General features: G+C 68.3%; 11 protein-coding genes. 3 read left to right on the forward strand and 8 right to left on the reverse strand.

Annotation, left to right across the window (positions count from 1 at the left end; all coding sequences use genetic code 11):
• The first annotated feature begins 213 nt into the window (after positions 1–213).
• A complete protein-coding gene (locus HWX09_RS29725; protein ID WP_027785083.1) occupies positions 214–672 on the forward strand; it encodes a CopD family protein in 459 nt (152 codons plus the stop codon).
• A 51-nt stretch (positions 673–723) separates the two neighbouring features.
• On the opposite strand, the gene HWX09_RS29730 is transcribed toward HWX09_RS29725, so the two are convergent.
• A complete protein-coding gene (locus tag HWX09_RS29730) occupies positions 724–1608 on the reverse strand; it encodes a LysR family transcriptional regulator (protein WP_027785082.1) in 885 nt (294 codons plus the stop codon).
• Between the two features lie 112 nt (positions 1609–1720).
• On the opposite strand from HWX09_RS29730, the gene HWX09_RS29735 reads away from it, so the two are divergent.
• Complete coding sequence (locus HWX09_RS29735) at positions 1721–2167, forward strand: multidrug/biocide efflux PACE transporter (protein ID WP_027785081.1); 447 nt, start codon at positions 1721–1723, stop codon at positions 2165–2167.
• A 43-nt stretch (positions 2168–2210) separates the two neighbouring features.
• Here HWX09_RS29735 and HWX09_RS29740 read toward each other — a convergent pair whose 3' ends face one another.
• The 7 genes from HWX09_RS29740 to HWX09_RS29770 form a co-directional block, all read right to left on the reverse strand.
• Positions 2211–3419 carry a chromate transporter gene (locus HWX09_RS29740; RefSeq protein WP_027785080.1) on the reverse strand — a complete coding sequence of 403 codons (1209 nt, stop codon included), beginning with the start codon at positions 3417–3419 and terminating at the stop codon, positions 2211–2213.
• 203 nt (positions 3420–3622) lie between these two features.
• Positions 3623–5962, reverse strand: a complete 2340-nt coding sequence (locus tag HWX09_RS29745) for an EAL domain-containing protein (protein ID WP_027785079.1) — start codon at positions 5960–5962, stop codon at positions 3623–3625.
• Positions 5963–6178: 216 nt separating this feature from the next.
• Positions 6179–7063 carry a PhzF family phenazine biosynthesis protein gene (locus HWX09_RS29750; protein WP_027785078.1) on the reverse strand — a complete coding sequence of 295 codons (885 nt, stop codon included), beginning with the start codon at positions 7061–7063 and terminating at the stop codon, positions 6179–6181.
• Between the two features lie 14 nt (positions 7064–7077).
• Positions 7078–7536, reverse strand: a complete 459-nt coding sequence (locus HWX09_RS29755) for a RidA family protein (protein ID WP_027785077.1) — start codon at positions 7534–7536, stop codon at positions 7078–7080.
• A 43-nt stretch (positions 7537–7579) separates the two neighbouring features.
• Positions 7580–8761 carry a PLP-dependent aminotransferase family protein gene (locus HWX09_RS29760; protein ID WP_027785076.1) on the reverse strand — a complete coding sequence of 394 codons (1182 nt, stop codon included), beginning with the start codon at positions 8759–8761 and terminating at the stop codon, positions 7580–7582.
• A 152-nt stretch (positions 8762–8913) separates the two neighbouring features.
• Positions 8914–9822 (reverse strand): DMT family transporter, encoded by a 909-nt coding sequence (locus HWX09_RS29765; RefSeq protein WP_027785075.1) that lies wholly within the window; start codon positions 9820–9822, stop codon positions 8914–8916.
• Positions 9823–9869: 47 nt separating this feature from the next.
• The gene (locus HWX09_RS29770; RefSeq protein ID WP_027785074.1) at positions 9870–10562 is read right to left on the reverse strand and encodes a VOC family protein; all 693 of its coding nucleotides are present in this window, start codon (positions 10560–10562) and stop codon (positions 9870–9872) included.
• Positions 10563–10791: 229 nt separating this feature from the next.
• Between HWX09_RS29770 and HWX09_RS29775 the strand changes: the two genes are divergently transcribed.
• Positions 10792–12252, forward strand: a complete 1461-nt coding sequence (locus tag HWX09_RS29775) for a PLP-dependent aminotransferase family protein (protein WP_027785073.1) — start codon at positions 10792–10794, stop codon at positions 12250–12252.
• Positions 12253–12277: the final 25 nt, after the last annotated feature.

Raw genomic sequence — 12277 nt, forward strand, 5'->3', positions numbered from 1 at the left:
GAAGGCCGCACGTCCGCTTCGGCGGGCGTGCGGCTTTTTCTTTCCGGCGCGGGATTCGGGTAAGCAAGCGTGGCGTTGACACGCGGAACTTGCAAAATAATGTGAAATCGCGCCGAGGGCCTGAACCGCGACGCGGCTGGCGGGTCGAACGTCGCTTGATGCCGCGTGCGACGCGGCCGTTCGCTGCACCCCACTCATCACAGGATCGTCCCCATGTCCCATGCCGTTGCCGTCGCGCTGTTTCTTCACCTGCTGGCCGTCGCCGTGTGGGTGGGCGGGATGGTCTTCGCGAACTTCTGCCTGCGCCCGGCGCTGTCCGACCTGTCGCCGCAGCTCCGGTTGCCGCTGATCGAAGGCGTGTTCGGTCGCTTCTTCAACTGGGTGTCCGGGGCCGTGATCGTGATCCTGCTGTCCGGCGGGTTCCTGCTGATGAGCTTCGGCGGGGCGCACGCGACCTGGTCGCTGCATGCGATGGCCGGGCTCGGCGTCGTGATGATGCTGATCTTCGGGCACATCCGCTTCGCGCTGTTCCCGCGCATTCGCCGTGCGGTGCAAGCGCAGAACTGGCCGGACGGCGCGCGCGCGGTGAACGCGGTGCGCATGCTCGTCGTCGTGAACCTCGTGCTCGGCGTCGTCACGATCGGCGCGGCCGTGCTGTCGCGCGGTTTCTGACGGGCCGGCGCCAGCTCTCGGCCACAGGCCGAAGCGCGGCGGCACGCGCCGCTACGCGGCCAGCATCGCGTCGAGCAGCCATGAACCGGCCGGCCCGAGCGGCCGGTTGCGCGACCAGACCGCATCCACCCGTACGCGGCGCGGCCAGCCGCGCGAGCGCAGCTCGCACAGGCGGTCGCGTGCGAAGTGCTCGACCATCCAGCGCGGCAGTTCCGCCCAGCCGAACCCCAGTACGGCCATCTCCAGCAGCATCAGGTAGCTCGGCGCCAGCCAGTGCTGCGTGCCGACGACGATCCGGTCGTCGGTGCCGCGGCCTTCGGTCTTCACGTACGTATTGAGGCGCAGTTCGCGCACGTCGCGCAGCGCCGCGTGCGGCACCTCGGCGTCACCGTATTCGGCGAGCGCGTGCGTGCGGCCGACGAACAGTCCGATCTCCGATTCCTCCGCCACCGTCGCCGCGCCGATATCGGCCGGGTAGGTCGCGCGCGCGGCCATCAGCCCGAGTTGCGCACGGCCTTGCTGGATCAGGTCGAGCACATCGTCGTGCTCGGCGATCTGGCATTCGAGCTCGAGTGCCGGAAAGCGCCGTTCGAGCGCCATCAACGTCTCTTCGTAGCGCTTCGACTGGTACGTATCGGACACGACGAGCGTGAGCCGCGCTTCCTCGCCGTGCGCGAGCCGGGCGGCCGTGCGGTCGATCGCCGCGCTGGCTTCGAGCGCGCGCTGCACCTGCGGCAGCAGTGCGCGCCCGGCATCGGTGAGCGTCGGCGTGCGCGTCGAGCGATCGAACAACTGCACGCCGAGATCGATTTCGAGGTTCGCGATCGCCTCCGACACGGTCGACTGACGCTTGCCGAGCTTGCGTGCGGCGGCCGTAAACGAGCCGAGCAGCGCCGCTTCGGCGAATGCGAGCAGGGCTTCCGGGGCGTGATGCATGCAATGCTCCTGGCGGCGTCATATCGGTAAAACCGATGATACCAAACTGGATTCACGCGGTCTCACCGATCAGAATGACCGACATGGATCAAGTCATGCATTGGAGAGCATCATGAAACAGACGAATAAAACGGTGACGGAACGCCTGCTGCACGCGCTGACGTTCGAACTGGTGGCGATCGCGTTGTGCGCGCCGATCGGCGCGTGGCTGCTCGACATGCCGGTGTCGCACGTCGGTGTGCTGACGGTGATGGTGTCGCTGATCGCGATGGCGTGGAACATGACCTTCAACACGCTGTTCGACCGCTTCGAGCGGCGGGCCGGGTTGACGCGCACGCTCGGCATGCGGGTCGCGCATGCGGTGACGTTCGAGCTCGGGCTCGTCGCGATGGTGGTGCCGGTTGCCGCGTGGTGGCTGAACGTGAGCCTCGTCGAGGCGCTGCTGCTCGACCTCGGCATCGTGCTGTTCTTCCTGCCTTACACGTTCTGCTTCAACCTCGCATACGACGCGCTGCGCGCCCGCTGGATGGCGCGCCGGCTCGCGGTGCAGGCCGGTTGACGGAGCCGGGTACGCCAGGCCTCGCAGGGAAGGCCGCCGCCCGTCAACGCGCGGCGGCCCACAGCCACACGCTGCATGCAACGGCGACCGCGCCGTACACGGCATAGACGGGCACCTTGAAGCGCGTGAAGCACAGCGTCGCGAAGGCGCCCGTCAGCCAGTAAATCGGGTCGGCCGGCTCGCGATGCAGGATCTTCACGACGGCGACCACGAGAAAGCCCGTCGTCGCCGCGCGCAGCAGGCGCATCCCGTGCTCGAAGCGCGAATGGCGCTTGAGCCGGAACAGGTGGTTCTGCGCGAACACGACGAGGCATCCCGACGGGATGAACAGCGCGGCGGTGGCGAGCAGCGCGCCGACCCAGCCGTCGGTCAGGTAGCCGAGAAACGGCACCACATTCAGCAACGGCCCCGGCGCGACCGGCGACAGCGCGAACGCCAGCGTGAAGTCGTGATCGGAGATGCCGGTTGCCGGCGAGACGAACAGCGTCTTGAGCACCGGCAGCGCGGAGAAGCCGCCGCCGAACAGCGTCATGCCGGCGCCCGCGAGGCGCGGCCACAGTAACTCGTCCTGGTAATCGCCGGGCAGCGGCACCGCGAACAGCAGGACGAGCACGCCGAGCAGCACGAGCAGGCCGCGGTCGCGTTTCGACAGCGTGAAATCGACCGCGTCGCGTTGCGACGGCCCCGTCAGCCAGCCCGCTGCAAATGCGGCGAACAGAATCCCGACGAAAGCGGCCGGACTATGCGCGAAAGCGAGCAGAATCGTCGATAGCGCGGCGATCGACTGTTCGAGCCGCGTGCGCGCGAGCGAGCGCAACTGCTTGACCCACGTGACGCCGATCAACGCGGCGAGCACCATCCCGAAGTGATTGATCAGCATCGGCGCCGCAAGCGAGCGCACGAGCGGCGTCTGATAGAAGATCGCGAACAGCGTCATCAGGATCGAGAACGGCAGCACGCTCGCCATGCCGGCGACCCATGCGCCCGCCCGGCCATGCAGCACCTGGCCGACCTGCACGGCGACATTGCAGCCGACGGGGCCCGGTACGAGCCACGCGAGCGCGACGAGATCGCCGAAGACGTGCGGCTCGATGCGCTGCAGCCGCTCCACGTAATGGCGTTCGAGTTGCGCCATCATCGAAAGCCCGCCCCACGAGACGGCCGAAATACCGGCGACGACCTTGAACAAGGCCCATAGGGATGCCGGTGCCTCTTCGACACGAGCGGTCGCTTCGACTTCGACGGTGGTCATGATCGTGTGGTTGGCGCGGGGCCGGATCTCTCGCGTATGGTCATGCCGGCGGCCCGCCGACACGTAGGCCCTCCCGATTGTCCGCCGCGCGTCATGACACTGCCATGCGCGAAAACGCTAGTTAATGAACTAAGCGATAGGATCGGAAAACGGAACAATTGCGGCAGCGCGCAACGCGCGCCACGGCGGCAGCGGCGCGGCGCTCAGGCGCCCGTGCTGCCGGTCGCGCGATGCGCGACGACGTTCGGATGATCGCCGCGCACGCCGAAGCGTGCGATCAGCGCGGGAATCGCATCGGCCGGCACCGGGCGCGAGAACAGGAAGCCCTGCGCCTCGATTTCGCCGAGTGCGGACAGCCACGTGATCTGCTCCTCGGTCTCCGTGCCTTCGACGACGACGGTCAACCCGAGCGAGCGCGCGAGATGCACGATCGACGACACCATCACGCACACGCTGCGATCGGTCGGAATCGCCTGCACGAACGAGCGGTCGACCTTCAGCGTGTCGACGGAGAAGCGGTGCAGGTAGGACAGCGACGAATAGCCGGTGCCGAAATCGTCGAGCGCGATCCGGATGCCGAGCTTTTTCAGCGCGACGATCTTCTCGGATACGAGTTCCGGATATTCCATCATCGCGGTTTCGGTGATCTCGAGCTCGAGCCGGTTCGCGTCGATGCCGGTGTCCTGCAGCGCCTGAGAAATCGTCTCGATCAGGTCGCCGCGCCAGAACTGCACGGGCGAGATGTTGACCGCGAGCGTCAGCGTGTCGTGGCCTTCGTCGCGCCAGTGCGCGATCTGCTCGCACGCGGTGCGGATCACGAAGTCGCCGATCGGCACGATCAGGCCGGTCGATTCGGCGATCGAAATGAATTCGTTCGCGGAGATGACGCCGTGTTCGGGATGATCCCAGCGCGCGAGCGCCTCGAAGCCGGTGATGGTGCGGTGCGTGAGGTCGATCTTCGGCTGGTACGCGAGGAACAGCTGCCCCTCGGCGAGCGCGACGCGCAATTGCTGTTCCCAGCGCATCAGGTGGTCGGCGCGGTGCGACAGATGCGGCGCATAGAACTGGTAGCAGTTCTTGCCGGCGTCCTTCGCGCTGTACATCGCGAGGTCGGCCTTTTTCAGCAGGTCGATCTCGCTTTCGTTCGCGACGGTGTGCAGCGCGATGCCGATGCTCGCATGCAGCACGAACGAACTGCCGCGTACGTCGAACGGCTCGCTGAACATCCGGATGATCGCTTCCGCGAGCCGCACCGCGCGCCGCTCGACGTCGTCGCCCTTCATCACGACCACGAACTCGTCGCCGCCGATGCGCGCGAGCGAGCCTTCGTCGTCGACCGCATCGGCCAGGCGCGACGCGGTCATCTGCAGCACGATGTCGCCGGCGTTGTGGCCGAGCGTGTCGTTGACGGTCTTGAAGTTGTCGAGATCGATGAACAGCAGGCCGAGCCGCGACAGGCTCGCGGGCATCGACACGTCGTTGCGCAGCCCGCGCAGCGTCGCATAGCGGTTCGCGAGGCCGGTGAGCAGGTCGTATTCGGCGAGCTGCGTCATTTCGCGCTCGCGGCCGAGCAGCTTGCCGATCAGCCCCGTCGCGACGCCGAAGAACGCGAGCATCGCGAGCGTGATGAAGCTCGTCATCAGCAGGTAGACGTTGCGCGTGTGGTAGTAGTCCGCGAACTCCTCCGTCTGCGACAGCCCGACCATCACCGCGAGCGGGTAGCCGTCGAGGTGGCGGTACGACACGATGCGCGTCACGCCGTCGATCGGATCGATGATCGTGCCCGTCACGCGCTCCGCGATCGGGTAGACGCCCGAGGCCGAAAACGCGCCCGGAGCGTTGCTCACCGAACCCGTGCGCCGTGCGAGCACCGCGCCCGTGTCGGATACGACCGAGATCACGCCTTCCTTGCCGATGGCCGCGTTGTTGTAGAAATCGTTCGTGAAGTAGCTCGGGTCTTCCGACACCACGACGATGCCCGCGAAGCTGCCGTCCGGGTTGTTCAGGCGCCGCGTCATCTGCAGCGTCCAGTGGCTCGACACGCGGCCGAGCACGGGCTTGCTGATGAAGAGGCGGTCGTCGTTGTGCGCGAGGTGAACCTTGAAGTGCTCGCGGTCGGAGAGGTTGATCGGCTGCGGATGGAGCTCGGCGGTGTTCGCGAACAGGATGCCCTTCGCGTTGACGAGCGACACCTGGATCAGCGTGTCGCTCGGCACGACGCCTTTCTCGACGGCGCTCGCGAGATTGAAGCGCGCCGGCGATTTCTCGAATTCGAACTTGACGAAGCGGGTGATCTGGTCGACCTGGTGGATCGCCTTGACCGTATGCTGCTCGAGCGCGGACGACAGGATCGCCGCGGAGGCCGCCGCTTCCTTGTAGGCGCTGTCCTTTTCAACGGACAGACGCGCGATGATCACGGCCCACAGCAGCGCGAGCGCCAGCATCCCGAGCAGCGGGATGGCAAACAGCGCACGCCGGCGCGATTTGCGCGGCGCGCGCAGCGGCCGGTTCGGCGGCGTGTGGTTGGACCGGGCGGAGCTCATCGAAGAGGGCGGCGTCCTGCTCGCGTGCGCCATCCGTCTGGATGGCCGGCTATGGTTCGGATTGTCCCGACGTCTGTTCGTTCGCGGGACGCGCAACCATGGACAGACCTCCGAAACAACGGATTAGGCCCGATATTACTGGCTGGAACGTTTTTGCGATAGTTGGGCAAAGCGTAGGGCGCCGGACGAGCCGGCGCCATCGCACATCGCGAAATGTCAGGCGGGCGACCGGAACGTGCCGTCGACGACCGTGACGACGTGGCCGCCGATCCAGGTCGTGCCGTCTTCGTCGTAGCTGACGAAAATGCGGCCGTCGCGGCCGATCGCCGTGCCCTGGCGGGCCGTGTACGACGGGCCGGGGCGGCGATCCTGGCGCGTCAGCAACCCGGCGAGCGCGGCGTTCGCGCTGCCGGTGACGGGATCCTCGCCGGGGGTGCCGAACTTGTCGCCCGTCATCAGGCAGCGAATCTCGAACGTCGCGGGGCCGCCTTCGGCGTGCGGCGCGTAGGCGGCCACGCCGTGCACGCCGTAGCGGTGGGTAAGCGCCGCGAGCGCGGCCGGATCGGGCGACAGGCCGATGCACGCGTCGGCCGACTTCAGCCGCACGACGAGCCACGGCGCGCCGTTGTCCACCGCGCACGGCTCGGCGTCCAGGTCGAGCGCGTCGCTGCGCAGCGCGGCGGCCAGTACCGCGTAGTCCGAACGGTCGAGCGGCGTGACGCGCGCCGGCGGCGCGGCGAACGCCCAGCCGCCGGCCTGCTCGCGCAGCGCGACCCGGCCGACCCCGCACTGCTGGATCAGCCGGCCCGGCGTGCGCGGCCGCGCGCCGCTTTCCAGGAACGCATGCGCGGTGCCGAGCGTCGGGTGGCCGGCGAACGGCAGTTCGCCGCCCGTCGTGAAGATCCGCACGCGATAGTCGGCTTGCGGATCGGTCGGCGTGCAGAGGAACGTCGTTTCCGACAGGTTCGTCCAGCGGGCGATCTCGAGCATGGCGTCGTCGCCGAGCGCATCGGCGTCGAACACCACGGCAAGCGGATTGCCCTTGAACGGCACCGACGTGAACACGTCGACCTGCTTGAAACGAACGAGACGGCCAGGCATCGCGATGTGCCCCGTTACGCGACTTCGGCGATCAGTTCGATCTCGACGCACGCGCCGAGCGGGATCTGCGCGACGCCGAACGCCGAGCGCGCATGCTTGCCCGCGTCGCCGAACACTTCGGCGATCAGCTCCGATGCGCCGTTCGTCACGACGTGCTGTTCGGTGAAGTCGAGCGTCGAGTTGACGAGGCTCATCAGCTTGACGATGCGCGTGACCTTGTTCAGGTCGCCGGTGTGCGCGTGCAGCGTCGCGAGCAGGTCGATCGCGATCGAGCGGGCGGCCGCCTTGCCGTCTTCCGTTTGCAGATCCGCACCGAGCTTGCCGACCCAGACCTTGCCGTCCTTCTTCGCGATGTGGCCCGACAGGTAGACCGTGTTGCCGCTTTGCGCGCTCATCACGTAGGCGGCAGCCGGTGCGCCGGCGTTCGGGAGCTCGATGCCGAGCGACTTCAGTTTGTCGTAGACGTTAGCCATGCGTTCGATTCCTCGTAGAGAGTCGTGACAGGGAAAAAGGGGATCAGAGGCGCTCGCGCAGCAGCTTGCCGAGACGCGCGACGCCTTCCTCGATCTTCTCGGGCGGCACCGTCACGAACGACAGGCGCAGCGTGTTCTGCTGCGCGTTCTCCGCGAAGAACGGCGCGCCCGGCACGAAGGCGACGTGGTTGTCGACGGCCGCGGCGAGCAGCTTCATGCTGTCGATCTGCGCGGGCAGGTTTACCCAGATGAACATCCCGCCTTCCGGGCGGTTCCAGGTGACGCCTTCCGGCATGTGGCGCGTGAGCGCGCCGAGCATCGCGTCGCACTGCGCGCTGTACAGCTCGCGGATCGTCGGGATGTGCTCGTCGAGGAAGCCGTCCTTGATCACTTCGTGCGCGATGCGCTGCGTGATCGTCGGCGTGTGCAGGTCGGTGGCCTGCTTGGCCTGCACGAGCTTGAAGTGGAGTTCCTCGGGCGCGATGATGTAGCCGATCCGCAGGCCCGGCGCGAGCACCTTCGAGAACGTGCCGAGGTGCACGACGTGGTCGGGCGCCATCGACAGCATCGTCGGCAGCGGCTCGCCCTGGTAGTTCAGCGCGCCGTACGGATCGTCTTCCAGCACCGGGAACGGGCTCGACTGCGCGAACGCGGCGAGCGCGCGGCGGCGCTCGACGGGCAGGCGGCGGCCGGTCGGGTTCTGGAAGTTCGGCTGCGCGTACAGCAGGCGCGCGCCTTGCGTGAGTTCGGGCGTGAGACCTTCCGGCAGCAGGCCCTGCTCGTCGGTGGGCACCTGCACGTAGCGCGGCTCGTACAGCGAGAACGATTGCAGCGCGCCGAGGTAGGTCGGCGTTTCGACGAGGATCGGGCTGTTCGGGTCGATCAGCGCCTTGCCGAGCAGGTCGAGTGCCTGCTGCGAGCCGGTCGTGATCAGCACCTGCGACACGCGCACGCCGTAGCGTTCGGCGATCCACTCGCGCAGCGGCAGGTAGCCTTCGGTCGCGCTGTACTGGAGCGCGGCGGCCGGCGCATCGCGCAGCACGCGGTCGGCGGCGGCGCGCATGCGTTCCGCCGGGAACGTCGCGGGGGCGGGCAGGCCGCCGGCGAACGAGATGACCTCGGGGCGCTCCGTGACCTTCAGGATCTCGCGGATCGCAGAGCTCGTCAGCTTGCGGGCGCGTTCGGAAAGCTGCCAGTGCGGCGGGTGCAGGTCGCTCGGATTCATAGTCTCCTCGTTCGGATATCGTGGTCAGTCAAGAAAGGTCGTTCGGGCGGATCGCTTCGACGCTGCCGGGTGGGCGAACGCGAGTGCGATCGAGCCTTCGCGGCTGGGTGGGCAAAACCGATCAGGCAAAACGGTCATTATGGCGCACCTGTTCAGCCGGCGCGAGCCGGTTGCGCGGTCGTGGCGACCGCCGAGCGGCGCCCGAGTACCACGGTCGCGATCACGGCGGCCGCGAACAGCCACGTCGACGACGTGACCGTTTCGCCGAACAGCAGCGCGGAAAAGGCGATCGTGAAGAAAATCTGCAGCAGTTGCACCTGGCCGACGCGCGCGGTGCCGCCCATCGCGAGTCCCGCATACCACGCGAAAAAGCCGATGAATTGCGAAAAGAGGGTCACGTAGCCGAACGCGAGCCACGTGCGCAGCGCGAGCGGGCCCGGATGCGCGGCGTGCTGCATCCACGCGAGCCAGCCGACCGGCAGCACGAGGAACGGCGCCGACACGACGAGCGCCCAGCAGATCACCTGCCAGCCGCCGATCTGGCGCGCGAGGCGCGCGCCTTCCGCATAGCCGAGCGCGCCGATGCCGACCGCGACGAGCATCAGCGCGTCGCCGGCCTGCACGGTGCCGCCGCCGTCGCGCAGCGCGAACGCGATCACGAGCGCGCTGCCGGCCACCGCGCTGACCCAGAACGCCTTCGACGGCCGTTCGTGCGACAGCCATGCCGCATACAGCGCGACGAACAACGGCTGCAACCCGTTGACCACCGCGCCGTGCGACGCCGGCACCGATTTCATCGCCCAGGCCGAGAACACCGGATACGCGATGATCACGCCGGCCGACGTGATCGCGAGGCTTTTCAGTTGCGCGCGCGTCGGCAGCGCCTCGCGGCGCCACCACAGCAGCAGGGCTGCCGGCACGGCGGCGGCGAGCGCGCGGCCGAGCCCGTTGAGCAGCGGGTTGAGTTCGGATACGACGATCCGCGTCATCGGCAGCGTCAGGCTGAAAATCATCACGCCGATGAGGCCGAGCAGCATGCCCCGGGTTTCGCGCGAATTCATGTCGTGGGTGTCTCCGTCTTGCAGGGTGGTCGTGATCGGGCGGGCGTTCAGCGCAGCGTGCGCGGGCCCTGCGGCGTGTCGAATTCGGCGACGAGCGCCGGCGGACCGTCGGTCGGTTCGACGTCGAGCAGGTGAGCGGCGCCGAGCCAGTCGAGCTGCTCGCGGATCGTATCCGCGCGCGGGTGGGTGCCCTTGAGCGCTTTCAGCGCGATGCCGTCGCCGGGCAGCGATTCGGCCGGATGGCGTGGGCTGTCCCACTGGATCAGCGACGGCACGAGGCCGTCGCCTGCGTCTTGCCAGGCGGGGAAGCTGCCGTCGTCGGGCACCGTGAGGCCCCAGCTCAGGTCGCCGCGTTGCATCGCGACGACGGGCGCGATACGAGCCGGATACTGGCGCTGCCACAGCGCAAGCTGGCGCGGGCGGTCGACGCGCGCGACCCAGTGCGCGAGAAACGGGCCCTGCGCGAGCCGCGCGTGGATCGCCGGATCGTCGAGGCCGAACAGCCGCGCGCGCGGCGGCTTCGCCCCGTCGTCCGGCGCGGCCGCATCGGGATCGATCGCGATCACTTCGAGGTAGAGCCCGCCCCACGCGCCGAACAGCGCATTGTGGGTCCGCATCAGCGGGTGGCGGCCGCCGCCGGCCGGTTCGATGCCAAGTGCGTCGGCGACATGGCGCACGCCTTCGTCGAGGGTGCGCGCGGCAATCACGAGATGGTCGAGTGTCAGGGAGCGAGCAGGCATGAACGTGGGTCGGGAAACGAAAGTGTCATGGTAGGCGGGCGACGAGCCGGGCGGCGGCCGGACCGGCCGCGGTACGAGCCGTAATACGGGCCGGCGCCCCAGCGCCTGGTGCGGCGGGGCGCGAACGGCGGCCGCACGATCGCCATTCCGGTCAACTGTAATCGTCGCTACCGGCACAGTAACGGTACAATCGGCGCGATAGCCTTCGGTACAGTTGGAGCTGCCGCCCATGTCCACCGTCCCACTCGCCCAGATTCCCGCGCCGCACGACACGGCCACGCTCACGCTCGTCGACCAGCTGGTCCAGTGGGCGCGGCGGCGCATCGACGAACGCGTGTTCCGTCCCGGCATGCGCATGCCGTCGATCCGCAAGCTCGCGCTCGACAAGAGCGTGTCGCGCTTCACCGTCGTCGAGGCCTACGAGCGCCTCGTTGCGCAGGGCTACCTCGACTCGCGGCGCGGCTCCGGCTTCTACGTGCGCGAGCGCACGGGCGCCGGGCCGCAGCCGGCCGACAGCGTCGCGCGCGTGGCCGAGGCCGCGCCCGTGCACAACACGATCGACGTCGTCTGGCTGCTGCGCAACATGCTGCACACCGTCAGCCCGGAGAAGGGGCCGGGCCTTGGCTACCTGCCGGGCCGCTGGCTCGACGGCGAGCTGATCACCGGGGCGCTGCGCGCGCTCGGGCGCCAGTCGGGCGCGCAGATGCTCGGCTTCGGCACCGCGCAGGGCTTCCTGCCGCTGCGCCAGCAACTGCAGACGCGCCTCGCCGAAGTCGAGATCGGCGCGAAGCCCGAACAGATCGTGCTGGTTTCCGGCATCACGCAGGCCATCGACCTGATTTCGCGGATCTACATGCGGCCGGGCGATGCGGTGATCGTCGGCGATCCCGCGTGGTTCCAGATGTTCGGCCGTTTCGCGGCGCAGGGCGCACAACTCGTCGGGATGCCGTATACGCCCGACGGCCCCGATCTCGACGCGCTCGAAACCCTGGTGCAGATGTGGCGGCCGAAGATGCTCGTGATCAACTCGGTGCTGCAGAACCCGACCGGCACGTCGCTGTCGGCCGCGCAGGCGTTCCGGATCCTGAAGCTCGCGGAGGCCTACGATTTCCTCGTGGTCGAGGACGACGTGTACGGCGATCTGTGTCCGCCCAGCTATCCGGCCACGCGCCTCGCGAGCCTCGACCAGTTGAAGCGCGTGATCTATCTCGGCAGCTATTCGAAGACGCTCGCGGCGAACTTGCGGGTCGGGTACGTGGCCTGCGCGCCGGAGATCGCGAAGGCGGTCACCGACCAGAAGATGCTGGTCGGGATGACGACGCCCGAGCTCAACGAACGCGTGCTGTACAAGATCCTGACCGAAGGGCATTACCGGCGCCACGTCGAGCGGCTGCGCGCGCGGCTCGACGGCGTGCGCGACAAGACCGCTCGGATGCTCGAGCGCACGGGGCTCGGGCTCTTCACGATGCCGGCGGCGGGGATGTTCCTGTGGGCCGACACGGGCGTCGATTCGGACGCGCTCGCGGCGGTCGCGCACGAAGCCGGCTTCCTGCTGACGCCGGGCAGCCTGTTCTCGCCGCAGCAGTCGCCGTCCACGTGGATGCGCTTCAACGTCGCGAACTGCGGCGATCCGGCGCTGCCGGGGCTGCTGGCGCGCTATATCGACTCGGCGGCGCGGCGCGCGTCCTGACGCGGCGCGGCGGGCTCTTGAAATG

The organism is Burkholderia sp. BCC1208 (assembly GCF_902833095.1).
Lineage (GTDB): Bacteria > Pseudomonadota > Gammaproteobacteria > Burkholderiales > Burkholderiaceae > Burkholderia.